Genomic DNA, 24,862 nt, shown 5'->3' on the forward strand with positions numbered 1-24,862 from the left:
ATACTATCATTCTTCCAGGAAAACGGGTTTCTTTATGCATTCATTTTTGGATATTTATGAGTTTTGCAACACCCTCTATATCAAAAAGACGACCATACCATGTTATAGAACTATGAAATTTTTTCGACTTGTCATCTATATATTCAATAAAGAAGGCGTTTATCCATACATGACATCTTTTTCCCACATATATTATAGGAAGAACTTTTTTTCATTTGAGGTGTTCCTTATGGATCCATACGTCAATATATGTATTTGCATTACTCCCGGCGCCGATATTTCTGATGACCGCATCGCAAAAGATTTAGCTGTTGCAGAAGCAATTTGGCACCCCATTACATTTCAAATTCAAGAAGTAATTGTATTAAATGAACTTTTCCGTTTTTTTGACCGTGAAATCAGTTATAAAAATTCCATTCAAAGTCAAGAAAAGTTGGCATCCTTTTTCCAAACATGTGTAAATGAAGCTCCTGAATGCGACCTTTATATTTGTTATATTGGCAGTGATTATTTCAAAGAAACAGCAGTAATTGCCTGCGCTTATTCTTTAGCAAAACAACAGCAACTTACTGGCTATATCGTTTTAACAAATTCGGCTGCCCCTATGAAAAATATATATACGCTCGCTCACGAAATCGGTCATATTTTATTTACAAGACGTATTCATGGAAAACTTACTCATGCAGATCCTCATTCTCCAACCGGCTCGGAGCACCACCCTTCTCCAACAAATCTTATGTATCCGATAGTCCCTCGTCCAGAAAACGTTCATATTCATTCCTTATTAACAACAGAACAAAAAGCGCTCTCTTTACAAAGCTCTTTACTACAAAGAAAAAAACAGTAACCCTCATGTTACTGTTTAAAACAACTTGTTCCAATCAACAAACCAAATCCCGGCTGCTAGAAATAAAAATAGACAACTAAATGTAAATGTAATCCCTCTAAAAATCCCTATATAATATTTCTTTGGAAATAATTTTTTGTATATCCAGAGCAGCCGCTTTCCTATTAAACCGAAAAACAGAATATATCCTGATGTATAATCTAATATATTAATAAAATAGTCAACATATACCCTTTTTATAAAAGAGTTATTGTTAGGTTAACCTTAGAAAACTACTACTTAATTTACCTATAAATAATACTGTCTCTCTTTTTATTCGTATACTTTCCTTTTTCTAATTTTATATGAATTTTCAAAAGCATATAAATAACAATGAAAAGAATTATTTGTTGTACATACATTCCAATAATACTTGATAAATCTATCATTACGAATACATATTCCAATGCAATTGGAACTAGTAAATACGCCAAAGTAAACCAACCACCAAATTTAATATTTACAATAGCTGCAAATAGAACTACTATTCCAACAAGAATGAAGCTTTCTGTCGCAGTAAATTTAATAAATGTTGTACCATAAAAATTATTTAATAATGCAATACTGAAAATTGATAAAAACCATATCGCACCTGTTATATACATAATTAAAAATTCAGTTCTTTTACGCTTAAATGAGGCTGTTCTCATGCCCCATATTAATACACTAATTCCTACAAAAATCATAATCGGATATCCGATTAATTCAATTAAAGAATAAGACAAACGATGGTCGGCTTCACTAAAAAATACACTCTTCATCATCGTGAATGCTAATAAATTTATAATAAAGTAAAGCAATAATTTATAATTCCCTTTTTTATCAACTTCCATCTCTTTGGCAAGTTGATTTGCATACTCTTTTGGAGCATGACCGAATATATCATTTACACTCTTCCCTCTCTTTTCTCCTTCTATTAAATGAACTTCCGCATCTTCTATAAAGGAAATAATATCAGCTTCTCTAATGCCCTTCGTTCGTAAATACCCTTGAGTATCATCTAAAAACTTTTGCCCTTCATTCGATAGCACTTTTATCACTCCCTTATTTAACCATTTCTCTTCTATTCGTCTTCATCATAATTTCAAGGAAAATTAAAATAAACAAACTTCCGTATAAACATATAATTTGAAATAACATTGGCATAAGATCTTCAGATGTAAATGTTTTAAACATTAACATAATAGAAAGCGGAATGATTAAATATAAGTTTTTAAACCATCCTTCAAAATATATATTTATAGCTACTGTTATGATAAAAATCCCACCAGCTAATATATAACTTTGGACTTCGGTGAATGTGAGCATTTTTGTAGGATATATCACATCTAATATCGTAACAGCTCCTAATAAAAACAATGGAGCAATCATAACTAAAGACCACATAGAAAACCATGTTTTTGTAAAGCTTGTGACGAAGGTCATTTTGCGAAGTAGAAAATTAGGACTCATAACAACTAAAATCAATGAAAAACTGTAACCGATACACTGAATAAGTGAAATCTGTAACATTCCATTATTCACTATTAAGATAGAAGCAATAATCCAAAAAGATACGATATTCATTACTGTAAAACCAATTTGCTTCCACGTTTCCTGTCTATCTCTTTCCATCACTTTTACAAGTTCATTTGCATATTCTTTCGGTGAGCTTCCGAAAATATCTTCTACACTCTTCCCCTCACTCTCACCTTCTATTAAATGAAGTTCTGCGTCTTCTAAAAAGTTTTCAATATCACTTTCTTTCACACTCTTTGCCGTCAAAAATAATCTCATATCTAACAAAAACTTTCGTGCTTCACTTGATAACATTATTTTCTCCTTCCCTTCCCTTCAAGTAGACGTTCTACACTACTTTGCATCGCTTCCCAGCGATCCATAAATTCATCAAGTGCTTCCTCGCCTTTTTCTGTTAATGTGTAATATTTTCTCTTTGGACCAGATGGAGATTCCTTCATTACGCTTGTTATTAGTCCTTCTTTTTGCATTCGTATTAATAACGGATAAATACTTCCCTCACTCGCCATTGTAAAACCATACTTTGCTAGCTTCTCACTCATTTCATAACCGTATATTTCGCCTTCAGAAATAATAGCAAGTAAGCATCCTTCTAAGATCCCTTTCAGCATTTGACTTGTCGACATAATTCAAATCCTCCTACTATCTTGTTTTACAAGATAGATAAGCGTAAGTATCTTGCTTTACAAAATAGTATAGCAAAGACTATTTTGCAAAACAAGATAGCTAACGATATTTTTTCCAAATGTTTGCAGGACTTTCATTATAAACTCTCTAAATAGAGCACTATGAAAACTTTATTATGAAGGGATGTTTTTCATCATGGTTACAAATCGAGTTGTCTTTTTAACAGGTGCTGCGAGTGGTATTGGATATGAAATGGGAAGTGCTTTTGCAAAAGAAGGTGCAAAAGTTGTGATTACTGATCGTCTTGAACAACGTGCGAAAGAAGCTGCTGAGCAATTACAAAGTGAAGGTTTTCAAGCTATCGGTTTAAAATGTGACGTTACATCTGAAGAGGAAATTACAGCATCAATTTCTCAAACAGTTAGTCATTTCGGTTCATTAGATATATTAATTAACAACGCAGGAATGCAACACGTTTCACCCATTGAAGACTTTCCAACGGAAAAGTTTGAGCTACTAATTCAAATTATGCAAATTGCTCCGTTTATCGCAATTAAGCATGCCTTTCCGATTATGAAACAACAAAAATATGGTCGTATTATTAATGTCGCTTCTATTAACGGCCTTGTCGGGTTTGCTGGAAAAGCTGCCTACAATAGTGCAAAACATGGCGTAATTGGATTAACAAAAGTTGCCGCTTTAGAAGGTGCTACGCATGGTATTACTGTTAATGCCCTTTGCCCTGGTTATGTCGATACCCCTCTTGTACGTAATCAACTACAAGACTTAGCTACTACACGAAATGTACCACTTGAAAATGTTTTAGAAGATGTTATTTATCCACTCGTCCCACAAAAGCGCTTATTACAAGTACAAGAAATCGCTGATTATGCTATGTTTTTAGCGAGTGAAAAAGCTAAAGGTATTACTGGTCAAGCTGTCGTTATCGATGGTGGCTATACTGCGCAATAAAAAATAAAGTTTGCTCAAGAAGAGCAAACTTTATTTTTTATTGCGAGGATCTTCGTACTTTAGTAATTGCCGCGGGAGCTTCTCAATTGCAACAATTACCCCCTCTAATTTACTTTCAATACGGTGGAGTAAATATAATGTTACAACAATTGGAAACCCTACATTACCTATCATCTTGATCCACTCTTCCATCCTCTTCTCCTCCTTTCATTATATAAGTAAGAGAAAACAATGCATTTAGGCATAAAAAAACAAGCTATTATGTATTAGCCTGTTTTTCAAATAATAATGCAATTTCTCGTTTATAATCCCCGCTTATAATACCTTTCTCAGTAATAATTCCTGTAATTAATTCGTTCGGTGTTACGTCAAATGCAGGGTTATAAACATTCGTTCCAATTGGTGCTACTTGTTTTCCAAAGATTTTCGTAACTTCTGTTTCATCTCTTTCTTCAATAATTATTTCGGCTCCAGTTTCTTTCGTAACATCAAATGTTGACAGTGGCGCAGCAACATAAAATGGGATATCAAAGTGCTTTGCTAAAATAGCTAAATTCATTGTCCCTATTTTATTTGCCGTATCTCCATTTGCGACAATTCGATCCGCCCCTACAATAATTGCATTTATTTCTTTCGTTTGAATAGCATGAGCTGCAGTATTATCTGTAATAAGGGTCACATCAATATTTGCTTGCTTTAATTCCCAGGTCGTTAAGCGACCACCTTGTAAAACTGGTCTCGTTTCACACGCATATGCATGTAAACGCACACCTTTCTCTTTTCCAATATAAAAGGGAGCTAATGCAGTTCCATATCTGGCAGTTGCGATACTTCCAGCGTTACAGATTGTTAAAATATTATCGCCATCTTTAAAACATGTTAACGCATATTCCCCAATATTTCGGCACACCTCTTCATCTTCCTGCTGAATGCGAAGCGCTTCTTCTTCTAATGTTTTTTGTGCTTCTTTTATTGTAGTAATCTCTCGAATAGATTCTCTCATACGATCAATTGCCCAAAATAAATTTACTGCTGTCGGGCGTGACGTTCCTAAATAATTACAATCTCTATTAAACTTCTTTTGAAATTCTTCAATATGTACAGTGTTATATTTTTTTGATGCAAGCGCCAAGCCAAATGCAGCTACAATTCCAATTGCAGGCGCTCCTCGTACTTCTAACATTACGATACTTTTCCAAACCTCTTCAATAGTCGTCAATGTTTTGTATTCTGTGCTATGCGGCAATTTCGTTTGATTTAATACCGCAATTGCATCACCTTTCCAGCTTACAGATCTCGGAACAGTAACAATTGTACTCACGCTTTTACGCCCCCTGAAACTGTCTGTTGAAATAATGTTCGAAACAGTTGAATATCAGCACTTTTAGATTCATATTTTATTAGTTCTTTACCTAAGGATAGCGCTTGTTTCTTAGCTTGAATTCTTGTTTCTTTATTTTCTATTTCATCTAAATCTGCTACATGAGCTAAACCAATTGTTCTACGAATCAGTTCACATCCGGCAAATCCAACTGCATCAGTAAAGATATTTTGCAAAATAATTGGTAACCATTGTTTTTCTTTCGTATATGCTTCTACACCTTCTCCAATCCATAATTTTGTAAAATTTTCTACAAAATAACTCCACGTCTTTTCTATATGGAAAAATAGTACACTTCTTTTTTCTTCTTCTCTAGATAAAGCATTTAGTAATAGATTTGCAATAAATTGACCTATGTCAAATCCAAATGGGCCATATGTCGCAAATTCTGGATCAATCACTTTCGTTTCAGAAGGTGAAGAAAAAATACTACCAGTATGTAAATCACCATGAATAAGAGTTTCTTTTCTTGTTAAGAACTTATATTTATATTGTGCTACTTTTAGTTTTAAAGTTTTATCACTCCAAAGTTCATCAACCACTAGCTGTAAATCTGGCTCATAATCATTTGTATCATAATGTCCAAACGGATCTGTAAACACTAATTCCTCTGTAATTTTACAAAGGTCCGGATTTACAAAGGTACCTTCTAGTACCCTCTTCTCTTCTGACTGTAAACCAAAATCTGAAGTGTAAAATAAAACATGTGCTAGAAAACGGCCGATATGCTGGGATAAAAGCGGATATTCTTCTCCGTCTATTAATCCTTTTCTTGTAATTGTTAGTCTTGATAAGTCTTCTATTACCGTTATCGCTAACTCTTCATCATGACTGTACACTACTGGAACATAATCCGGTACATACTGCGCAAAAATTTGTAATGCCTTGCTTTCAATCGTTGCTCTTTTTATAGACAATGGCCAGCTTTCACCAACTACTTTCGCATAAGGCAGTGCTTGTTTTATTATAATTGATTTCTCTCCATCATCTAATTTGAACACATAATTTAAGTTTCCGTCTCCAATTTCATGACAAACGACATTTGCCTTTGCTTCAAAATAGCCATGATCTTTCGCATATTGTACAGCTGTTATTTCTGTTAATGAATAATATCCCATCGTCTTCTCCCCCTTTTTAAATTCAGAGGTTTTTCTAACATAGAAAAACCTCTTTCCACTAAGAAAGAGGTTTGAAGTTTATCTTCTCCCCTCTTATCTGCCAGAAAGTTTTACTTTCTGCTGGAATTAGCACCGTGCCTTTTGGCGTAATAAACGCCCCATTTCACAATGGTATTACGGTCGGTTGCTGGGCTTCATCGGGCCAAATCCCTCCACCTGCTCTTGATAAGAGTTGTATAATTTTTTGAATTTTTAACTTTATGTTGAAGACTATACCAAGAATAAAAATCACTTGTCAACATTTTATTTGTATAATTCTGGACGGCGATCCGCAAAAACTGGAATTCCTTTACGTACTTCTTTAATTTTCTCGAATTCAAGCTCTCCAAATAAAATTGATTCCTCTTCATTCGCCTCTACTACAACTTCACCCCAAGGGTCCACAATTAAAGAATGACCCGCAAATACATTATTTGGATCCTTTCCTGCTCTATTACATGCAACAACATAACACTGATTTTCAACTGCTCTTGCTTGCAATAGCAAACGCCAATGTGCTAAACGAACTAATGGCCATTCAGCTACAACAAATAATACTTTTGCCCCTTTAGCAGTATGGACACGCATCCACTCTGGAAAACGAATATCATAACAAATTGTTCCAGCGCATTCAACATCATCCAGCTTAAATTCGCCCGTACCATTACCGGCTATTAAATATTTATGTTCATCCATAAGCTGAAATAAATGTACTTTACTATATTCGTTGACTAGCTGTCCTTCATTATTTACAACATACATCGTATTTGTAACGCCTTGCTCTGTTTGCTTTGCTATAGAACCACCAACAATATGTACATCATATTGCTTCGCCCATTCTATTAACTTTTCTTTCGTTTCCACTCCATCCCTATCTGCAATTTCAGAAAGTCTCGTTAAATCATATCCTGTTGTCCATAGTTCTGGTAAGACGATAACATCTGGCCTTTCCTTCATAGCTTCGCTTATTTTATTTTTAGCATTCTCAATATTTTTTTCTACATCTCCAAAAACAATATCCATTTGAATACATGCGACTTTCATTTTTTCAGCCCCATTCTTATTTTTTTCTTTACAAAATACTGGAAAGATTATATTATTTGTCACTAGAATTGTAACAACTTTCAAAAGAGGTGGAAAGTATGAAATTATTTCAACCTTCTGAGATAGTAACATCATTGCCAACACAATTTTTCGCTTCACTTGTTGCAAAAGTTAACAAAGTCGTTGCAGCTGGTCATGATGTTATTAATCTAGGTCAAGGTAATCCAGATCAACCAACACCGCAGCATATCGTAAAAGCTTTACAAGACGCTGCCGAAAAGACCATTCATCATAAATATCCGCCATTTCGCGGACATGAAAGTTTAAAAGAAGCCGTGGCAACATTCTATCAACGTGAATATGATGTAGTAGTAAATCCGAAAACTGAAGTTACTATATTGTTTGGTGGAAAGGCTGGATTAGTAGAATTACCAGTTTGTTTTACAAACCCTGGTGATACGATTCTCGTTCCAGATCCAGGCTATCCAGATTATTTATCAGGAGTTGCTTTAGCCAAAGCACAATTTGAAACAATGCCGCTTATTGCAGAAAATAACTTTTTACCAGATTATACAAAAATTAATAACTCTATTGCCGAGCGTGCAAAATTAATGTTTTTAAACTATCCAAATAATCCTACAGGTGCTACTGCATCAAAAGATTTTTTTGATACAACCATTCATTTTGCTAATAAACATAATATATTAGTTGTTCACGATTTCGCTTACGGTGCTATCGGATTTGATGGTCAAAAACCTGTTAGTTTCTTGCAAGCAGATGGTGCGAAAGATATAGGAATTGAAATTTACACGTTATCAAAAACTTTCAACATGGCTGGCTGGCGTATTGCTTTTGCAGTTGGAAATGAAAGTGTCATCGAAACCATTAACCTATTGCAAGATCATATGTATGTTAGTATTTTTGGTGCAATTCAAGATGCTGCTCGCGAAGCACTATTAAGTTCACAGTCTTGTGTAGTAGATCTTGTAAATAGTTACGAATCTCGGAGAAACGCTCTTATTTCAGCTTGTCACTCAATTGGTTGGAATGTAGACATTCCAACCGGATCATTCTTTGCATGGCTTCCTGTACCAGAAGGTTATACATCCGAGCAATTTTCTGATATTTTACTAGAAAAAGCACACGTTGCAGTTGCTCCTGGTGTTGGATTTGGTGAACATGGCGAAGGGTATGTCCGTGTTGGTCTCTTGCATACAGAAGATAGATTACGAGAAGCCATTAATCGAATTGATAAATTAAATTTTTTCAAAAAGTAATTGACAACATGAAAAATATCTGACAAAATTCAGTTATCTTAAAAATTTAAACATTTCTAAATACTTCTTATCAAGAGCAGGTGGAGGGACGAGCCCGACGAAACCCGGCAACCGATCTACAATCGTAGACACGGTGCTAATTCTCGCAGCATTATGCTGACAGATAAGGAGCTGGTTGTAAAAAAACCTCTCCTTAGCTGAGAGGTTTTTTTATTTAACTAGGAGGTTATAACAATGAGCGGAATTATAGCGACGTATTTAATCCATGATGATTCACATAACTTAGAAAAAAAGGCTGAGCAAATTGCACTTGGTTTAACAATTGGCTCTTGGACTCATTTGCCACAATTATTGCAAGAACAATTAAAGCAACATAAAGGCAACGTCATTCATATTGAGGAATTAGCTGAACATGAACATACGAATTCGTATTTACGTAAAAAAGTAAAACGCGGAATTATTAAAATCGAATATCCGTTATTAAACTTCAGTCCAGATTTACCAGCAATTTTAACGACTACATTTGGAAAGCTATCCCTTGATGGCGAAGTAAAATTAATTGACTTAACTTTTTCAGAAGAATTGAAAGAACATTTTCCTGGTCCAAAATTCGGGATAGATGGGATTCGAAACCTTTTACAAGTGCATGATCGTCCCCTTTTAATGAGTATTTTTAAAGGAATGATTGGACGAAATATTGGGTATTTAAAAACGCAATTACGTGATCAAGCAAGTGGTGGTGTAGATATAGTAAAAGATGATGAAATATTATTTGAAAATGCATTAACACCACTTATGAAACGCATTGTATCTGGAAAAGAAGTTTTACAATCCGTATATGAAACATACGGACATAAAACGTTATATGCCGTAAATTTAACAGGACGAACTTTTGATTTAAAAGAAAATGCGAAACGTGCAGTGCAAGCTGGAGCTGATATTCTATTATTTAACGTATTTGCTTACGGACTAGATGTACTGCAATCACTTGCAGAAGATGATGAAATCCCAGTTCCTATTATGGCACACCCTGCTGTAAGTGGTGCTTATTCAGCATCTAAGTTATATGGAATTTCATCTCCATTATTACTCGGAAAGCTACTACGCTATGCTGGGGCTGACTTTTCATTATTCCCATCTCCATACGGAAGTGTTGCGCTAGAAAAAGAGGAAGCTCTTGCTATCTCAAAATATTTAACTGAAGACGATGCATTTTTCAAGAAGAGCTTTTCTGTTCCATCTGCTGGTATTCACCCTGGTTTCGTTCCCTTTATTGTACGAGATTTCGGTAAAGATGTTGTTATTAATGCTGGCGGCGGGATACATGGACATCCAAATGGAGCGCAAGGCGGTGGTAAAGCTTTCCGTACTGCAATTACAGCTACTTTGCAAGGTAAATTACTCCATGAAGTAGATGAAATTAATTTACATAGCGCACTACAAATATGGGGAAACCCCTCTCATGAGGTGAAGTTATGAGTATTCAATTGTTTTGTGATTTCGATGGTACGATTACAAATAATGATAACATTATGTCCATTATGGAAAAATTCGCTCCACCAGAAGCAGAAGAAGTAAAAAATAGAATTTTATCACAAGAGCTATCTATTCAAGAGGGTGTTTCTCAATTATTTCAATTAATACCTACTCATCTGCACGATGAAATTATTCAATTTTTAATAGAAACTGCTGAAATTCGTAATGGTTTTCATGAATTTATACAATTTGTAAATGAAAATAACATTTCTTTTTACGTTATATCAGGTGGAATGGATTTCTTCGTCTATCCACTCTTACAAGTACTCATTCCAAAAGAGCAAATTTACTGTAATGAAACAGATTTTTCAAATGAATACATTACGGTGAATTGGCCTCATCCTTGTGATCATCATTGTCAAAATCATTGCGGATTATGTAAATCATCACTCATCCGTAAATTGAGTGATACGAATGACTTCCATATTGTGATTGGAGATTCAATTACTGATTTACAAGCTGCGAAACAAGCAGATAAAGTATTTGCTCGTGACTTCCTTATTACAAAGTGTGAAGAGAATTATATTGCTTATACACCGTTTGAAACATTCCATGATATTCAAAATGAATTAAAACATTTGTTGGAGGTGAAATCATGAAACAACTTTTTCGTCAATGGTATGACTTAAGCGAGATAAAAAAAGAATTAACAACTCGAAATTGGTTCCCAGCAACAAGTGGTAATATTTCTATAAAAGTTAGTCATGAGCCACTTACTTTTCTCATTACAGCAAGCGGTAAAGATAAAACAAAAACCACTCCAGATGATTTTCTATTAGTAGATCATGTAGGAGTTCCCGTTTTAGAGACTGAATTACGCCCTTCAGCAGAAACAATATTGCATACACATATTTATAACAATACGAATGCCGGATGCGTACTTCATGTTCATACAACTGATAATAATGTCATCACAAATTTATATAGTGATGCAGTTACCCTTCAAAATCAAGAAATTATTAAAGCTCTCGATATTTGGGAAGAAGGGGCAACAATTCACATTCCTATTATCGAAAACCATGCCCATATCCCAACGCTTGGAGAAAACTTCCGAAAGCATATACAAGGTGATTCGGGAGCGGTATTAATCCGTAACCACGGTATTACCGTATGGGGCCGAGATAGCTTTGATGCAAAGAAGAGATTAGAAGCTTATGAGTTTTTATTCCAATTTCATATAAAACTATTATCAATTCAAGGAGGCGTTTCTAATGGCGCAAATTCATATTCATGAAGTAAATACTCGTATTGAAAATGAAGTGGAAGTATCTAAATTTCTACAAGAGGAAGGCGTTTTATATGAGAAATGGAATATTTCTAAACTTCCTACTCATTTAAATGAAAATTATTCTTTAACAGATGAAAACAAAGCTGAAATATTAGCTGTTTTTTCAAAAGAAATCGCTGATGTTTCAGCACGTCGAGGTTATAAAGCACATGATGTAATTTCACTTTCAAATAGCACACCTAACCTTGACGAATTATTAATTAATTTCCAAAAAGAACATCATCATACAGACGACGAAGTCCGCTTTATCGTCAGTGGTCATGGCATTTTCGCTATTGAAGGCAAAGATGGGAAATTCTTTGATGTTGAACTTGAGCCAGGCGATCTAATATCTGTTCCAGAAAATGCAAGACATTATTTTACCTTGCAAGATGATCGTCAAGTTGTAGCTATTCGTATTTTTGTGACAACTGAAGGCTGGGTTCCAATCTATTAAGGTAGTTAGTTGAATAAAAGGACTTGGATCCCCTTTTCCAAACTTTTATTCACTCTACATATATACATCCTCCTATGGAACAGGCTTATTTCACTTTTGAAATAGGCCTGATTTTTTATTTACTCAAAAGTACCATTTCATCACAAATTTAACGCCTTGATTTTTCAAGTGTATTTATTGAACATTTATTGAACATTTATTGAAATTTTTCTGAAAATTCTGTTTTAAATGTGATATACTACAATTAACTAAGAAGGAAAATAATATCGCAAACAGAGGGGGATAATCATGAGCTTACTTATCGCACTTATACTTGGAGTTACATGTGGAGCATTTCCTGTTATTTTAGGAGCTATTATGGAAGAGTTAGAAATTGGTGTTTTAGGATTTGTCGCATCTTGTGTAAGCGCTTTATTTTTTGGTTTATTCGGCGCTATTCCTGTTTCAATTCTGTGTGCTTTTTATATAATACGCCATGCTCGTACAAAACAATTTGGTCCTAATCACATCGCACAAATTATCCCATTCCCGGTTGAACGATGTCGCCGCGCTTCTAACTTATAATGACTAAATAAATAAAAGTCCTCAAATGAGGACTTTTATTTATTTTCTTCTAGAAATTGAAACAATTCTTGTAGATGTAGGGCATCTTCACCATAGCTAACAGATACATGAAATATACCGTCAATCTCAGCTTGCATATAAAGATCCACTCCATCACGATCATATTTCAATGCCAAATAAAACTCCATTTCTTCTAACATCTTTTTAGAGGTTCGAATTACATAATGCCCCGTCTCATCTCTTCCATATTCAAAGTCTGGTTCAAAATCATATTTTTGTTTAAAAGCTTCTTTTTGTTTTTCATTAATTTGCATACAAGTAGCTCGCTGTACAGTATCAATCATCTCATCAAACTTTTGAAGGTCCACCTCGTTTACCCCCTTATATATTTTTTATATAATACTTGTGTTCCACTATTTTCTTCGCCATCCTTAATTAACTCTTCATACAATTCTTTCGCCAAACTTAAGCCTGGGACTGGTAATTGTAATTTTTCTGCTTCCTCTAAAGCAATTTTCATATCTTTCATAAAATGCTTTACATAAAATCCTGGCTCAAAGTCTCCTTTTAACATTCGAGGAGCTAAATTACTTAATGACCAACTACCTGCTGCCCCTGTTGAAATACTCTCTAACACTTTATCTGGATTCAATCCAGCCTTCTTCGCGTAAGCAACAGCCTCACATACTCCAATCATATTGGAAGCAATCGCAATTTGATTGCACATTTTTGTATGTTGTCCACTCCCAGCTGGTCCTTGTAATTGAATGTTTGTTCCTAACTTTTCAAGTAAAGGTAAGCATCTATCATATATTTCTTTCTCTCCACCTACCATAATTGCGAGTTTTGCTTCTTTCGCACCAACATCTCCTCCTGAGACAGGTGCATCTAACGTATATATATTTTTGCTTTTTGCAACTTCATTAATATGTTTTGCTAAAGTAGGTGTAGATGTCGTAAAGTCAATTGCTATCGTACCTTCTTTTGCATGTTCTATAATTCCTTCTATACCAAAATACACTTCTTCTACATCATGTGGATATCCAACCATTGTCATTACAATATCAACTTGCTTCACTAACTCTTTTGGCGTATCACACCATTGTGCACCATCTTGCACTAAAGAATCTGTTTTTGCTTTCGTTCTATTATATACATATACTTTATGACCATCTTGCATTAAGTGATAAACCATACTTTTTCCCATTACGCCAATACCAATGAAACCTATTGATAAAGTTTTATGTTCCATTTTCTCATCCCCTTTGTTCTAATAAATCATTTACCATCTTTCGGAACTCTTTATTAAAGTCATCATCCATACTATTTTTTACATTTGAAAATAACATAACAAAAATTCCTTTTTCTTTATTAAAATTATTGAAAGTGTTCCAACCAGATAATACACCATGATTATGAAAATAATCTGGATATATATAAAAACTAAATGCATATTTCCGTTCTGCTGAAGGCGAAAACATTGCTTGTATACTTTGTTCAGAAAGAAGTTTTCCATTTATAATTGCTTCGTCTAACTTCTTCATATCTCCAACTGTCGTATACATCTCACCACAACCATATAGCCAATCCATGCCTAACTTCTGCGCTGGTACAAGCTCTTGATTTTTTTTCACATAACCCTTTGTAAAATTTTTATCTCCAGGTACCATATTTCCCATACCGGATTCATGCATATCTGCTTTTACAAATATGTTTTCTTTTATGTAATCTCCTAAAGGTTTTTTCGAGATATGTTCTATTATATAAGCAAGAACCATATAATTATAATCTGTATATCTCCAACCTGTTCCTGCAGGAAATTCTAAATTTTGACGTCCAATCCAATTAATTAACTGTAAACGGGAAGCAGCATTCACATTTCCTTTCGCATGTTCAGGTAAACCAGAGGTATGGGTTAATAAATGATATAGCGTAATATTTTTATTCTCCGGAAATGAAGGAATATATTTATTTACATTATCTTGAATATTCAATTTACCTTGTTCTTGCAACTGTAAAATAGATGTGGCAACAACTGTTTTCGTAATAGAACCAATACGATATTTTGTTTGAGGCGTATTTTCTATTTTATTTTGAACATCAGCATACCCATATCCTTTATTCAATATAACACGCTCTTTATCTGTTACCAAAACTGTTCCATTAAATTGCTTTCCGACTAAATATTGATCTAATTTTTGAGATATGCTAGCATAATCAATTTGTTGCTCTTCTTTTTCTTCTATATTCCCTTGTACTTCTGATTCAATAGTAGGATTCACTTTAGTTGTTAATACAGTGTTTTCCTTTATATTGGGGCTAACAAGAAAATAGTATACTCCGCCGCCAACTATAGCAGACAGTGAAGCCATCACCATTACTTTTTTTATCATATTGATCCTCCATAATTCCTTCGCTAAAAATTGTCCCCCTATTCTATTATCAAACAATAAAAAAAAATCGCAACAATTTGTTGCGAAAAATTACATTTTTTCTTTTCTATACACACATACTTGATTCTTCCCATTTTTTTTCGCTTCATATAATGCAATGTCCGCTCGTTGCATTAATTCTTCTCTTGTAGTTCCTTGTTCATATAACGCAACTCCAAAGCTAGCTGTTAGCTTCGAAATTCCAGTGAATTGCTTTGTTTCAATGAAGAATCGTAATGACTCCGCAACTTGAAATGCTTCCTTTTCTACTGTATTTGTCACTAATATAATGAATTCTTCTCCTCCCCATCTTGCAAATACATGTTGTTGCTCCACTTTAGATTTCATAAGCTCTGCAAGTTGTATTAATGCCAAATCACCAAAATCATGACCATATGTGTCATTAACCGTTTTAAAATTATCTATATCAAATAAAATGATAGCTATTTTCTCATCACTACGTATTACCTTTTCCCACTCTACCTCTAGTATTTGTTGAAACTTTAAACGATTATAAATCTCTGTCAATGAATCTACCATAGCAAGTCTTTCTTGCTCTTGATAGATTTCATCTAATTCTGTAATTTCCGTGCACTTTACAATAAATCTTGATAAATCTTCTGGCAATGGTGTCGCACGTAATAAAAAAGTTGATACTACCCCTTCATAATTTAGCATCTTAATTCTTCTACCACTTGATAAAGTATCGTCTAACCATGTTATATCATGCATCGTCGAATAGTATCCACTTTCTCTAATAAAATGTTCAGCAAATACTAAATGTTGCTCACGATAGGCAAACAGATTTTCATATCCAAAAAAAGCTAAAAAATTTGTATTACAATCAACAATCTCATCATCTTCTACTATAAATAATAGATCATTTTGAAAATCAAACATCGTTTGAAGCAATTCCTGCTGCAAACCGACTTGTCTTACTAAAGAAAGTTGATACAAACTCTTATTCACTTCCTCTAACACTGCTTGCGGAGTTACAGGAGCTATTACAATATTACGTATTCCTAATGCAAGTACATCTGTGAATTCTTTTGTTATTTGTTGATCCCAAATGACAATGAATGTACTGTGCGGAGTATACATATTCTTTATATATTTTATTTGAGAATAATCTGTTACATACGTAATGATAATGTGTGGTTTCGTTCTTTGAAATAATAGTTCGCCCTCTTCAAAACTATTTGCTATAAACATACATTTTGGATGGATATTTTCTACCGTTTGTTGATGCTTACATCCATTTTCTATATAAAGGACATTTAACTGCAGATCTTGTAACACATTTTGGAAAACCGTATTCTCTAATAAAAAATGTAGTATGTTCATCACTAGTCTTCACTCACTTCATATATCTTGTTCTACTGAATTCCTCACAAACTTTTTTAAAAGACTGTTCTCCAATAAACTTTAATTTGTGAGAGATACATATTAACAAGCTAATTGAGAATGTTATCTTCGCTTTTCACTCTATAAATTCCTTTTTTAGTGTATGATTGTAGGAATTGTATCGTTTGTATGAATGCCCTAGCTTATTTTTAAAACTTGACAATTAAAATAAAGATATTATATTCTTAAATTCGATAACTTACAAAATGTAAGTAGTGTATATTATTTTTTTGAAAATAATTCGATATACAATTTGGAGGATATACAATGACAAACGACAACTTTTTTAACGTTCTATATGAACGCACATCTACACGTGCATTCAACCCAAATAAAGAAATCTCATCTACAGAATTACATGAGATTTTAAAAGCCGCAGCACAAGCACCTTCCGCTTGGAACTTGCAACACTGGAAATTCCTCGTTTTTCAAGGTGAAGATGTACAAAAACGATTACACCCAATAGCTTATAACCAACAACAAATTCTTGATGCTTCTGCAGTAGTCGCTATTTTAGGTGATTTAGAAGCTTATAAAAATGTTGAGCCAGTATATGGTCCAATTGTAGAACAAGGATTTATGAAAGAAGAAGCAAAAGAACGCTTAGCTAAAAATATTGAATCTGCATATGCTCGTGAACAATTCCCAAGAGATGCTGCCTTTTCAAATGCATCTTTAGCAGCAATGCAACTTATGCTTGCAGCTAAAGCAACTGGTTGGGATACTTGTGCTATTGGTGGCTTCAATCCACAAGCACTGACAGACGAATTTAACGTTTCATCTCGTTACGTTCCAATTATGCTTATCACAATTGGTGAATCAACTTTAAAAGGCCACCCTGCACCTCGTATGAGCGTAGAGCAAGTGAGTGAGTGGGCAAAATAATAAAAAACGAAGGTAAATACATTGCCTTCGTTTTTTTATTTCCTGTCATACTTTTGTAATATTACTACAAATCATTCGACATTTATACTTATGGAAAAGTATATTCTATTCCCTTATCATAAATAAACTTGACGTTTTGTGTCGAATTTTGTTTAGGTGTTGAAATATACCCGTGTGTTTTTGTTACAATTGTGATACAATGATAACAAATAGATAACAAGAGAGGGATTTTCATTGAGTTCATACGGAAGCTTTATCGCACTTTTATGTTACATAGTAACTGTACTGCTTCTATATTTTATTGGTGATGCCGCAAACATCTCCATTTTACAATTCCCAAAAGAAGAAGCATTCCAATTAGAATCAGAAAAACATACTGCACGATCCATTGTACCACTACTCCTAGCTCTTCCTGTATATATCATCGTTTTATATAAAAGTAAAAAAGTGTAAAGGCTACCTATTTCATTTATTTCGGTGGTTTTTACATTTTTTTGTTATATTTACCCTATTTTAAACATCATTCCATACTAAACACCCAGCTAGTCATTTAAAATGAGAAAATCCCCTAGAAAAAATTCCACTCTCTGTCCAGTCACTCACTACCGAACTTACATAGATTATAAGTGTGAAGGGGGTGATGAGGATTATGTTTGGATCATTTGGATGCTGTGATAACTTTAGAGACTGTCATCATCATGAAAGAGAGTGCAGACATCATGAGAAAGAGAAAGAGAGAGAAGTAGTTAGACCACAACAACCAGCTGTATGTAACGTACTTGCTAGCATTTCAGTTGGAACAGAACTTTCTCTTTTAAGCATTAGAGGTAATGGCACTTTCAACAATGTAATTTTTGAAGGTTTCGCTAACGGTGTTGCTCTTTTCTCTGCTTTAGCTCGTAATAACAAAGACGACAAAGATAACAATAAAGACGATAAGAACAATCAAAATCGAAATACTTTTACTGGTATTTTACGTGTATGCCCAACTGATATCGTTGCTATCGCTATCTAATTCCGTTCCTTATCCTCTATAGTAAGAAAATAAGATTTATTTTTCTCATAGAAAAAACCTGAGACCGATTTCAAATCGACTCAGGTTTTTTTATTGGTTATATGCTTTTAACTAGTTCAACAACTTCTTCAGCAGTTGACATCATTAATGCTTTTTCTGCTAATGTTTCCATTTCTGCTTTTGACAACTTGCTTAGTTGTGTTCTTGCAGGAAGAATAGATGTTGCACTCATACTGAACTCATCTAAACCTAATCCTAATAATAATGGGATAGCAAGTGAATCGCCTGCCATCTCACCACACATACCAGCCCATTTGCCTTCTTTATGAGCAGCATCGATAACCATTTTTACAAGACGTAAAATAGATGGGTTATATGGTTGGTATAAGTATGATACTTGTTCGTTCATACGGTCTGCAGCCATTGTGTATTGGATTAAATCATTTGTTCCGATAGAGAAGAAGTCAACTTCTTTCGCGAATTGATCTGCTAATACAGCTGAAGCTGGGATTTCAACCATCATACCAACTTCAATAGAATCAGAAACAGTTGTACCCGCTTCTACAAGTTTCGCTTTCTCTTCTAATAAAATTGCTTTTGCTTGACGGAACTCATCAAGAGTTGCAATCATTGGGAACATAATTTTTAAGTTACCGTATACGCTAGCACGAAGTAATGCACGAAGTTGTGTACGGAACACATCTTGCTCATCAAGACATAAGCGAATTGCACGGTATCCTAAGAATGGGTTCATTTCTTTTGGTAAATGTAAGTATGGAAGCTCTTTATCTCCACCGATGTCAAGTGTACGAACAACGACTGGTTGACCTTCTTTTACACCTTCAAGAACTGCTTTATACGCTTCGAACTGCTCTTCTTCTGTTGGAAGATTGTCACGACCCATGTATAAGAATTCTGTACGGTATAAGCCAACGCCTTCTCCGCCATTATCGATAATACCTTGTACATCATTTGGTGTTCCGATATTTGCAACAAGCTCAACGTGATGTCCATCACTTGTTACAGTAGCTTGGTCTTTTAATTTTGCCCATTCAGTTTTTTGCTCTTCAAATTTCGCTTTCTTTTCTTCAAACGAACGAAGAGTTTCTTCTGATGGGTTTACAATTACTTCTCCATCTAAACCGTCAATGATAACGATATCGCCGTTTTGGATTTTCTCCATAACAACTTTCGTACCAACAACAGCTGGAATTTCCATAGAACGAGCCATAATTGCAGAGTGAGATGTACGTCCACCGATATCAGTAGTGAAACCTTTTGCATACTTACGGTTTAACTGAGCTGTATCAGATGGTGTTAAATCTTCAGCAATAATGATTACCTCTTCAGAAATTGTACCAGGATTTGAGAAGTTAATTCCTAGTAAATGTGCAAGAACGCGTTTTGTTACGTCACGAATGTCCGCAGCACGTTCTTTCATATATTCATTATCCATGTTTTCAAACATAGAAATAAACATTGATGCAACTTCATCCATTGCAAATTCAGCATTTACTTTTTCGCTATTTACTTTATCTTTTACTGGGTTTACTAGTTCTGGATCATTTAACACTAATAAATGTGCTTCAAAGATCGCAGCTTTGTCAGCACCTAGCTCAGCAAATGCGTGGTCCTTAATAGCTTCTAATTCAGTTTTTGCTTTCTCAAGCGCAGCGTCTAAGCGTGCAATTTCTGCAGCTTCGTTTGTAATTGATTTCTTTTCGATGTTAAATTCAGGATTTTCAAGTCTGAAAGCCTTTGCAATAGCAATCCCACTTGATGCAGCGATCCCTTGAATGTTAAGAGTCATTATTCTCCTAATCCTTCGTTTTTCATAGTTTCTTCGATAGCTGCTAGTGCTTGAGCTGCATCATCACCATTTGCAGTGATTTTAATTTCTGCGTTTTGTTGAATGCCTAAAGACATAACGCCCATGATTGATTTTAAGTTAACGTTCTTTCCGTTATACTCTAAGTTAATATCAGAACCGAATTTGCTTGCAGTGTTTACAAGTAGAGTTGCTGGACGAGCATGAATTCCTGAGTCGCTAGTTACTTTAAAGATTTTTTCCATGATTATTTATCTCCTTTAAATTACAGTTTTTTTTAGTTGTATAGACGTGAGTACTACATCATCTATTGTATATAATAGGCGATGTTCGGTCAACCACATCGCCTATTATAATTATAAACATTTTGCGTCAAATTCCTACTGAATGTCAATAATAGCGGTTTCGCCCTTCTTAACATTTCCATCTTTTTTCAATTCGACTTGTTGCCCTTGTTGTAAGTTTGTAAATACAATTGGTGTAATGATAGATGGTGCATTTTCTTTTACAAATGCAAGATCTACTTTTAATAATGGTTGGCCTTGCTTCACTTTATCACCTTGTGCTACAAGTGCCTCGAATCCTTCACCATTTAATTTTACAGTATCAATACCAAAGTGGATTAAAATTTCTTTTCCGCCTTCAGATTGAATACCAATCGCATGTTTTGTAGGGAATACATTGACAATTTCACCGTTAACTGGAGAAACTACTGTTCCTTCAGTTGGCTCAATTGCAAATCCGTCTCCCATCATTTTTCCTGAGAATACTTGGTCAGGCACTTCTGTAATTGGTAAGATTTTCCCTTCGATTGGTGATACAATTGTTTCATTTTCATCAACTTTTTGAGGAGTTTCTTCCACTTTTACAGGTTCTTCTTTTTCAACATGAGGTGTACGACCTGACATTATATCATGAATTTGTGATTTTAACGTGTCAGATTTCGGTCCGAAAATAGCTTGAATGTTATTTCCAACTTCAAGTACACCAGCTGCTCCAAGTTCTTTTAAGCGGTCTTTGTTTACATTCTTTTGTTCGTTAACTTGAACACGTAAACGAGTAATACAAGCATCTAAAGAAGCAATGTTTTCTTTACCACCAAGTGCTACTAATACTTCACGAGGAAGTTCGCCTGCTTCTGTTTTTCCTGCACCGTCATTCGCATTTGCCTCTTCACGACCAGGTGTTTTTAGATTCCATTTACGGATTGCAAAGCGGAATCCGAAGTAGTAAATAACTGCTAGTACAAGACCAACAATAATTACCCACCACCATGCTGTACGGCCTGGTAATACACCGAATAATAGGAAGTCAATTAAACCACCAGAGAATGTCATACCAATTTTAACACCTAAAATTTGCATTGTCATAAATGATAGACCAGCAAATACAGCGTGAATTCCGAATAATACTGGCGCTACGAATAAGAATGAAAATTCAAGTGGCTCTGTAATACCTGTTAAGAAAGATGTTAATGCTGCAGAACCTAAAATACCTGCTGCTAATTTTTTATTTTCTGGACGTGCTTCATGGTACATTGCTAAAGCTGCTGCTGGAAGACCGAACATCATGAACGGATACTTACCAGTTGTAAATGTACCTGCTGTTAATTCTACACCGTCTTTTAACTGTGCCATAAAGATTTTTTGGTCACCACGGATTAATTCGCCAGCTGCATTTGTATACTGACCGAATTCGAACCAGAACGGTGAATAGAAAATGTGATGTAGTCCAAATGGAATTAATGAACGTTCAATTAAACCGAATATAAATGCTGCGATTGTTCTATTTGCATCAATCATTTGATGTGAGAACGTGTTTAAGCCACCTTGAATGTATGGCCAAACGAAGCACATGATAATACCTACTATTAAAGAGAATGTTGCAGTTGCGATCGGTACGAAACGCTTACCTGCAAAGAAACCTAAGTATGATGGTAATTCAATGTTGAAGTATTTATTATAGCAATATGCCGCTACTATACCTACGATAATACCACCAAATACCCCTGTTTGTAGCGTTGGAATACCTAATACGTTTGCATACGCTGGATCTGTAAATCCAATTTTTACTGGGTCTGCTCCAGAACTTGTCACTTTCACTAGCTTATCTACTTCTAAGAACACACTCATCGTTTTGTTCATAATTAAGTAGCCGACGAATGCTGCTAAACCAGCTACTCCGTCTCCACCAGCTAAACCAATTGCTACCCCAACTGCGAATAATAATGCAAGGTTAGCGAAAATAATATCACCAGATTGTTCCATAATTTTTGCAACCATTACGAACCAATCTGCTTTTAAAGCAGGAATAACATTTGTTAACTGTGGATTTTGAAATGCATTACCAAATCCAAGTAAAATACCTGCCGCCGGTAAAATCGCTACTGGAAGCATTAACGCTTTTCCGACTTTTTGAAGAACACCAAAGATCTTCTTAAACATGGAAACCCTTCCTCTCTTATCTATATTGATACCTTCCGACAAACGCCAAAAAGACATGAGGAAAAAAAGATAGAACGATAGCTATACAAAGGGTAGTATATCCCTTTCTCTAGCTTACATTCCTTACTTTTCTCCACTCATGCCTGATCGAATCAGTAACACGTGTCAAAAATAGGTTTACGTATAAGTTCACTATAATTAAGGCAAACGTTTTCGTTACTCACCTTAATGTGTTTGTCGAAATTTGTATAACTTTGCAATAGTTATTATACATAACTATTGTAAGCGATTCAATCATTTTTTTTAACGTTTTCATTTTAGACAAAAATATATGACTTATTACACATGCTCTGCCTTGACTAAGCGTTGCAAGTGCATCGTTAAATAAATACTTTCAGCTTCATATACAGGTAGTTGCAACTCTTTTTGCATGACTTTAACTAACTTCCAAGCTACGTTATAGCAAACTGGATACTCCGCCTTTAATAAATCAGCAAAACTTTGCGATTCTTCTACTTTTTCTCCTTTTTTCACCCTCTCAATAGCATATTGAAGATGACGAATAAGGCGTAAATAATGAATGCTCTCTTGATCTAATGTAATTTCTAAGTTTGTCTCAATTAAAGATACAAGTTGTGCAATCAGACGAGAGTTTTGATTAACTGAAGATAAATCAGAATTTGTAAGCGAACTGTAAATGTGAAGTGCAATAAAACCAATTTCTCCTTCTGGCAATGTAATTTGCAAACGAGAATTTAAAAGTTCTACAACACCTTCCGCAATTTCATATTCCTCTGGATAGAGCATTTTTGTTTCAACTAAAAAAGGATTATCAATTGTAAGTCCTTGTTTTAACCTTTTAATTGCAAATGAAATATGATCTGTTAACGCAATATGAATATGTTCATTTAGTGGAGATTTCGCTTTTTCTTGAATGTACAGCATAATATCGTTCATCAATTCAATTAATTTTTCACTAACATGCGGCACTAATAATTTATATTGTTCACGATCACGTTCATTTTTTAAGACAAACATTTTTTCGATTTGTTCTTGCTCCAATACATCTTTCGCTTTTTTCCCAAATCCAATTCCTTTACCAATCACTACTACTTCCTCGTGTTCAGGATGGCTAGCAATGATGACATTATTATTTAAAACTTTTTTAATTTCTAGATAATTATTCATATAACACCACCCTCGTACTTAAATAGCCTACTTTTATGTTACAGAATATTCTTCTTTGTCGTCAATGTAAAACATCTGCCATTTAATAAAAATTCATTTTTTAGACATGTTTATATATGATGCGTATAATGTAAGAGCAACTGTACATAGAAAGGAGATAACAGCATGATTAAAATGTTTGTAAGTGATATCGATGGTACAATGATGCAACACGGAGGTCTTATTGATGAACAAGATGTTGCGGCACTACGCAGCCTCGCCGAGCAAAATGTTATTCTTTGCTTCGCTTCCGGAAGACTTGATAATGAAATTGCAGACTTAATGAAAGCTGTAAATACAAATTTTCATCGTATTAGTGTAAATGGTGTTTTTGTATATACACATGAAAATAAACAACTATTATCTGCAACTTTTGATTCCAGCATACTTCCCGATTTGTTAGCTATGACGAATGAAAATCCTTATTTCCGTTATGTAAGTGATGAGCATAATTATTACATTGAAGAGAAAACACCTTTTATTCAAGAACTTGAACAACAAGTAACAATGACTTCTGTTGAAGAACCAAACTTACTACAGAAGATTGATGATACAATTTTCCCAAATAAAATTTCTGTCGGTGGAACAAAGGAGAGCTTACAACTCCTTCAAAAAAAAATTGATGAAAAATTCCACGGGAAAGTTAGTACTTTCATCTCAGCAGAACAATGTTTAGATGTAATGCCACCGAATGTTAGTAAAGGCTCTGCCATTTCTGTTTTATTAAATGAGTTTCAAATAAAACCTGAGGAAATTGCTTGTATAGGGGATTCTTACAATGATATTCCTATGTTTTCTTTAACTCCTCACAGTTTTGCTATGTCGCAAGCAGATGATGCAGTAAAAAAACACGCTCACTATGTAGTAAATCACGTCAAAGATGCTGTTAACCACGTAATTGCTCATAATAAAAATACGACTCATTCCTTATAAGGATGAGT

General features: G+C 34.5%; 28 protein-coding genes and 2 riboswitches. Of the genes, 12 read left to right on the plus strand and 16 right to left on the minus strand.

What is annotated here, in order from left to right:
* Nucleotides 1-229: 229 nt before the first annotated feature.
* Nucleotides 230-847, plus strand: coding sequence for an ImmA/IrrE family metallo-endopeptidase (locus tag ACQRBL_RS20020; protein ID WP_023522944.1), 618 nt, complete (start codon nucleotides 230-232; stop codon nucleotides 845-847).
* 15 nt (nucleotides 848-862) lie between these two features.
* On the opposite strand, the gene ACQRBL_RS20025 is transcribed toward ACQRBL_RS20020, so the two are convergent.
* Genes ACQRBL_RS20025 through ACQRBL_RS20040 form a run of 4 tightly spaced genes read right to left on the minus strand, consistent with a single transcriptional unit; the run spans nucleotide 863 to nucleotide 3,030 of the window.
* The gene (locus ACQRBL_RS20025) at nucleotides 863-1,087 is read right to left on the minus strand and encodes a DNA-binding protein (RefSeq protein ID WP_370451649.1); all 225 of its coding nucleotides are present in this window, start codon (nucleotides 1,085-1,087) and stop codon (nucleotides 863-865) included.
* A gap of 44 nt (nucleotides 1,088-1,131) precedes the next feature.
* The gene (locus ACQRBL_RS20030) at nucleotides 1,132-1,917 is read right to left on the minus strand and encodes a DUF1129 domain-containing protein (protein WP_000950457.1); all 786 of its coding nucleotides are present in this window, start codon (nucleotides 1,915-1,917) and stop codon (nucleotides 1,132-1,134) included.
* A 13-nt stretch (nucleotides 1,918-1,930) separates the two neighbouring features.
* The gene (locus ACQRBL_RS20035) at nucleotides 1,931-2,698 is read right to left on the minus strand and encodes a DUF1129 domain-containing protein (RefSeq protein WP_023522946.1); all 768 of its coding nucleotides are present in this window, start codon (nucleotides 2,696-2,698) and stop codon (nucleotides 1,931-1,933) included.
* A complete protein-coding gene (locus tag ACQRBL_RS20040) occupies nucleotides 2,698-3,030 on the minus strand; it encodes a PadR family transcriptional regulator (RefSeq protein WP_000107977.1) in 333 nt (110 codons plus the stop codon). Before ACQRBL_RS20040 ends, ACQRBL_RS20035 begins: the two co-directional genes overlap by 1 nt.
* A 196-nt stretch (nucleotides 3,031-3,226) precedes the next feature.
* Between ACQRBL_RS20040 and ACQRBL_RS20045 the strand changes: the two genes are divergently transcribed.
* Complete coding sequence (locus ACQRBL_RS20045) at nucleotides 3,227-4,003, plus strand: 3-hydroxybutyrate dehydrogenase (RefSeq protein ID WP_000258451.1); 777 nt, start codon at nucleotides 3,227-3,229, stop codon at nucleotides 4,001-4,003.
* Between the two features lie 30 nt (nucleotides 4,004-4,033).
* On the opposite strand, the gene ACQRBL_RS20050 is transcribed toward ACQRBL_RS20045, so the two are convergent.
* The 4 genes from ACQRBL_RS20050 to ACQRBL_RS20065 form a co-directional block, all read right to left on the minus strand.
* Nucleotides 4,034-4,195, minus strand: a complete 162-nt coding sequence (locus ACQRBL_RS20050) for a YvrJ family protein (RefSeq protein WP_000393338.1) — start codon at nucleotides 4,193-4,195, stop codon at nucleotides 4,034-4,036.
* Nucleotides 4,196-4,262: 67 nt separating this feature from the next.
* Nucleotides 4,263-5,324, minus strand: a complete 1,062-nt coding sequence (gene mtnA / locus ACQRBL_RS20055) for an S-methyl-5-thioribose-1-phosphate isomerase (protein WP_097920360.1) — start codon at nucleotides 5,322-5,324, stop codon at nucleotides 4,263-4,265.
* Complete coding sequence (mtnK, locus tag ACQRBL_RS20060; protein ID WP_000542679.1) at nucleotides 5,321-6,502, minus strand: S-methyl-5-thioribose kinase; 1,182 nt, start codon at nucleotides 6,500-6,502, stop codon at nucleotides 5,321-5,323. Before mtnK ends, mtnA begins: the two co-directional genes overlap by 4 nt.
* 90 nt (nucleotides 6,503-6,592) lie before the next feature.
* Nucleotides 6,593-6,734: riboswitch (SAM riboswitch) on the minus strand.
* Nucleotides 6,735-6,805: 71 nt separating this feature from the next.
* The gene (locus tag ACQRBL_RS20065; protein WP_015055186.1) at nucleotides 6,806-7,669 is read right to left on the minus strand and encodes a carbon-nitrogen family hydrolase; all 864 of its coding nucleotides are present in this window, start codon (nucleotides 7,667-7,669) and stop codon (nucleotides 6,806-6,808) included.
* Nucleotides 7,670-7,683: 14 nt separating this feature from the next.
* Here ACQRBL_RS20065 and ACQRBL_RS20070 point away from each other — a divergent pair, with 14 nt between their 5' ends.
* The 6 genes from ACQRBL_RS20070 (at nucleotide 7,684) to ACQRBL_RS20095 (ending at nucleotide 12,686) form a co-directional block, all read left to right on the plus strand.
* Nucleotides 7,684-8,862, plus strand: coding sequence for a pyridoxal phosphate-dependent aminotransferase (locus ACQRBL_RS20070; RefSeq protein ID WP_023522948.1), 1,179 nt, complete (start codon nucleotides 7,684-7,686; stop codon nucleotides 8,860-8,862).
* Between the two features lie 64 nt (nucleotides 8,863-8,926).
* Nucleotides 8,927-9,032: riboswitch (SAM riboswitch) on the plus strand.
* Nucleotides 9,033-9,096: 64 nt separating this feature from the next.
* A complete protein-coding gene (mtnW, locus tag ACQRBL_RS20075) occupies nucleotides 9,097-10,341 on the plus strand; it encodes a 2,3-diketo-5-methylthiopentyl-1-phosphate enolase (RefSeq protein ID WP_411995598.1) in 1,245 nt (414 codons plus the stop codon).
* Complete coding sequence (gene mtnX / locus ACQRBL_RS20080) at nucleotides 10,338-10,997, plus strand: 2-hydroxy-3-keto-5-methylthiopentenyl-1-phosphate phosphatase (RefSeq protein ID WP_411995599.1); 660 nt, start codon at nucleotides 10,338-10,340, stop codon at nucleotides 10,995-10,997. The genes mtnW and mtnX overlap by 4 nt, the downstream gene beginning before the upstream one ends.
* Entirely contained in the window at nucleotides 10,994-11,632 is a 639-nt protein-coding gene (locus ACQRBL_RS20085; protein ID WP_000811341.1) for a methylthioribulose 1-phosphate dehydratase, read from the plus strand. Before mtnX ends, ACQRBL_RS20085 begins: the two co-directional genes overlap by 4 nt.
* Nucleotides 11,610-12,122: a 1,2-dihydroxy-3-keto-5-methylthiopentene dioxygenase gene (locus tag ACQRBL_RS20090; RefSeq protein WP_000057209.1), complete on the plus strand. Its 513-nt coding sequence runs from the start codon at nucleotides 11,610-11,612 to the stop codon at nucleotides 12,120-12,122. The genes ACQRBL_RS20085 and ACQRBL_RS20090 overlap by 23 nt, the downstream gene beginning before the upstream one ends.
* 288 nt (nucleotides 12,123-12,410) lie before the next feature.
* Nucleotides 12,411-12,686 carry a hypothetical protein gene (locus tag ACQRBL_RS20095; protein WP_000054658.1) on the plus strand — a complete coding sequence of 92 codons (276 nt, stop codon included), beginning with the start codon at nucleotides 12,411-12,413 and terminating at the stop codon, nucleotides 12,684-12,686.
* 35 nt (nucleotides 12,687-12,721) lie between these two features.
* Here the strand turns inward: ACQRBL_RS20095 and ACQRBL_RS20100 are convergent, their stop codons facing one another.
* The 4 genes from ACQRBL_RS20100 to ACQRBL_RS20115 all read right to left on the minus strand — a co-directional run bounded on the left by ACQRBL_RS20100 (nucleotide 12,722) and on the right by ACQRBL_RS20115 (nucleotide 16,462).
* The gene (locus ACQRBL_RS20100) at nucleotides 12,722-13,054 is read right to left on the minus strand and encodes a DUF3909 family protein (RefSeq protein WP_411995600.1); all 333 of its coding nucleotides are present in this window, start codon (nucleotides 13,052-13,054) and stop codon (nucleotides 12,722-12,724) included.
* Between the two features lie 5 nt (nucleotides 13,055-13,059).
* Nucleotides 13,060-13,938 (minus strand): NAD(P)-dependent oxidoreductase, encoded by an 879-nt coding sequence (locus tag ACQRBL_RS20105; RefSeq protein WP_000400434.1) that lies wholly within the window; start codon nucleotides 13,936-13,938, stop codon nucleotides 13,060-13,062.
* Nucleotides 13,939-13,942: 4 nt separating this feature from the next.
* Nucleotides 13,943-15,079 carry a serine hydrolase gene (locus ACQRBL_RS20110; protein WP_000592902.1) on the minus strand — a complete coding sequence of 379 codons (1,137 nt, stop codon included), beginning with the start codon at nucleotides 15,077-15,079 and terminating at the stop codon, nucleotides 13,943-13,945.
* A 90-nt stretch (nucleotides 15,080-15,169) separates the two neighbouring features.
* Nucleotides 15,170-16,462, minus strand: a complete 1,293-nt coding sequence (locus ACQRBL_RS20115; RefSeq protein ID WP_411995601.1) for a GGDEF domain-containing protein — start codon at nucleotides 16,460-16,462, stop codon at nucleotides 15,170-15,172.
* 327 nt (nucleotides 16,463-16,789) lie between these two features.
* Between ACQRBL_RS20115 and ACQRBL_RS20120 the strand changes: the two genes are divergently transcribed.
* The 3 genes from ACQRBL_RS20120 to ACQRBL_RS20130 all read left to right on the plus strand — a co-directional run bounded on the left by ACQRBL_RS20120 (nucleotide 16,790) and on the right by ACQRBL_RS20130 (nucleotide 18,422).
* On the plus strand, nucleotides 16,790-17,407 hold the full coding sequence (locus ACQRBL_RS20120; protein ID WP_000180387.1) for a nitroreductase family protein: 618 nt from the start codon (nucleotides 16,790-16,792) through the stop codon (nucleotides 17,405-17,407).
* A 234-nt stretch (nucleotides 17,408-17,641) separates the two neighbouring features.
* Nucleotides 17,642-17,860 carry a hypothetical protein gene (locus ACQRBL_RS20125; protein WP_000100485.1) on the plus strand — a complete coding sequence of 73 codons (219 nt, stop codon included), beginning with the start codon at nucleotides 17,642-17,644 and terminating at the stop codon, nucleotides 17,858-17,860.
* Between the two features lie 196 nt (nucleotides 17,861-18,056).
* Entirely contained in the window at nucleotides 18,057-18,422 is a 366-nt protein-coding gene (locus tag ACQRBL_RS20130) for a DUF3915 domain-containing protein (protein ID WP_000468017.1), read from the plus strand.
* Nucleotides 18,423-18,519: 97 nt separating this feature from the next.
* On the opposite strand, the gene ptsP is transcribed toward ACQRBL_RS20130, so the two are convergent.
* The 4 genes from ptsP to glcT all read right to left on the minus strand — a co-directional run bounded on the left by ptsP (nucleotide 18,520) and on the right by glcT (nucleotide 23,882).
* Nucleotides 18,520-20,232, minus strand: a complete 1,713-nt coding sequence (ptsP, locus tag ACQRBL_RS20135) for a phosphoenolpyruvate--protein phosphotransferase (protein ID WP_000174216.1) — start codon at nucleotides 20,230-20,232, stop codon at nucleotides 18,520-18,522.
* A complete protein-coding gene (gene ptsH, locus ACQRBL_RS20140; protein WP_000411080.1) occupies nucleotides 20,232-20,495 on the minus strand; it encodes a phosphocarrier protein HPr in 264 nt (87 codons plus the stop codon). The genes ptsP and ptsH overlap by 1 nt, the downstream gene beginning before the upstream one ends.
* A 135-nt stretch (nucleotides 20,496-20,630) precedes the next feature.
* A complete protein-coding gene (ptsG, locus tag ACQRBL_RS20145) occupies nucleotides 20,631-22,694 on the minus strand; it encodes a PTS glucose transporter subunit IIABC (RefSeq protein WP_000473191.1) in 2,064 nt (687 codons plus the stop codon).
* 339 nt (nucleotides 22,695-23,033) lie between these two features.
* Nucleotides 23,034-23,882 carry a glucose PTS transporter transcription antiterminator GlcT gene (gene glcT, locus ACQRBL_RS20150; RefSeq protein ID WP_001067322.1) on the minus strand — a complete coding sequence of 283 codons (849 nt, stop codon included), beginning with the start codon at nucleotides 23,880-23,882 and terminating at the stop codon, nucleotides 23,034-23,036.
* Between the two features lie 165 nt (nucleotides 23,883-24,047).
* On the opposite strand from glcT, the gene ACQRBL_RS20155 reads away from it, so the two are divergent.
* The gene (locus ACQRBL_RS20155; protein ID WP_000594250.1) at nucleotides 24,048-24,854 is read left to right on the plus strand and encodes a Cof-type HAD-IIB family hydrolase; all 807 of its coding nucleotides are present in this window, start codon (nucleotides 24,048-24,050) and stop codon (nucleotides 24,852-24,854) included.
* Nucleotides 24,855-24,862: the final 8 nt, after the last annotated feature.

The sequence above is a fragment of the Bacillus sp. AF62 genome (assembly GCF_050312695.1).
Lineage (GTDB): Bacteria > Bacillota > Bacilli > Bacillales > Bacillaceae_G > Bacillus_A > Bacillus_A cereus.

Bases quoted from the DNA above. Each gene is read 5' to 3' on its own strand.
- ACQRBL_RS20035 (WP_023522946.1), bottom strand. From the start codon at position 2,698: ATGTTATCAAGTGAAGCACGAAAGTTTTTGTTAGATATGAGATTATTT.
- glcT (WP_001067322.1), bottom strand. From the start codon at position 23,882: ATGAATAATTATCTAGAAATTAAAAAAGTTTTAAATAATAATGTCATC.
- ACQRBL_RS20045 (WP_000258451.1), top strand. From the start codon at position 3,227: ATGGTTACAAATCGAGTTGTCTTTTTAACAGGTGCTGCGAGTGGTATT.
- ACQRBL_RS20090 (WP_000057209.1), top strand. From the start codon at position 11,610: ATGGCGCAAATTCATATTCATGAAGTAAATACTCGTATTGAAAATGAA.
- mtnX (WP_411995599.1), top strand. From the start codon at position 10,338: ATGAGTATTCAATTGTTTTGTGATTTCGATGGTACGATTACAAATAAT.
- ACQRBL_RS20155 (WP_000594250.1), top strand. From the start codon at position 24,048: ATGATTAAAATGTTTGTAAGTGATATCGATGGTACAATGATGCAACAC.
- ACQRBL_RS20040 (WP_000107977.1), bottom strand. From the start codon at position 3,030: ATGTCGACAAGTCAAATGCTGAAAGGGATCTTAGAAGGATGCTTACTT.
- ACQRBL_RS20120 (WP_000180387.1), top strand. From the start codon at position 16,790: ATGACAAACGACAACTTTTTTAACGTTCTATATGAACGCACATCTACA.
- ptsP (WP_000174216.1), bottom strand. From the start codon at position 20,232: ATGACTCTTAACATTCAAGGGATCGCTGCATCAAGTGGGATTGCTATT.
- ACQRBL_RS20115 (WP_411995601.1), bottom strand. From the start codon at position 16,462: ATGAACATACTACATTTTTTATTAGAGAATACGGTTTTCCAAAATGTG.
- ptsH (WP_000411080.1), bottom strand. From the start codon at position 20,495: ATGGAAAAAATCTTTAAAGTAACTAGCGACTCAGGAATTCATGCTCGT.
- mtnK (WP_000542679.1), bottom strand. From the start codon at position 6,502: ATGGGATATTATTCATTAACAGAAATAACAGCTGTACAATATGCGAAA.
- ACQRBL_RS20105 (WP_000400434.1), bottom strand. From the start codon at position 13,938: ATGGAACATAAAACTTTATCAATAGGTTTCATTGGTATTGGCGTAATG.
- ACQRBL_RS20070 (WP_023522948.1), top strand. From the start codon at position 7,684: ATGAAATTATTTCAACCTTCTGAGATAGTAACATCATTGCCAACACAA.
- ACQRBL_RS20020 (WP_023522944.1), top strand. From the start codon at position 230: ATGGATCCATACGTCAATATATGTATTTGCATTACTCCCGGCGCCGAT.
- ACQRBL_RS20085 (WP_000811341.1), top strand. From the start codon at position 10,994: ATGAAACAACTTTTTCGTCAATGGTATGACTTAAGCGAGATAAAAAAA.
- mtnW (WP_411995598.1), top strand. From the start codon at position 9,097: ATGAGCGGAATTATAGCGACGTATTTAATCCATGATGATTCACATAAC.
- ACQRBL_RS20110 (WP_000592902.1), bottom strand. From the start codon at position 15,079: ATGATAAAAAAAGTAATGGTGATGGCTTCACTGTCTGCTATAGTTGGC.
- ACQRBL_RS20050 (WP_000393338.1), bottom strand. From the start codon at position 4,195: ATGGAAGAGTGGATCAAGATGATAGGTAATGTAGGGTTTCCAATTGTT.
- ptsG (WP_000473191.1), bottom strand. From the start codon at position 22,694: ATGTTTAAGAAGATCTTTGGTGTTCTTCAAAAAGTCGGAAAAGCGTTA.
- ACQRBL_RS20130 (WP_000468017.1), top strand. From the start codon at position 18,057: ATGTTTGGATCATTTGGATGCTGTGATAACTTTAGAGACTGTCATCAT.
- ACQRBL_RS20095 (WP_000054658.1), top strand. From the start codon at position 12,411: ATGAGCTTACTTATCGCACTTATACTTGGAGTTACATGTGGAGCATTT.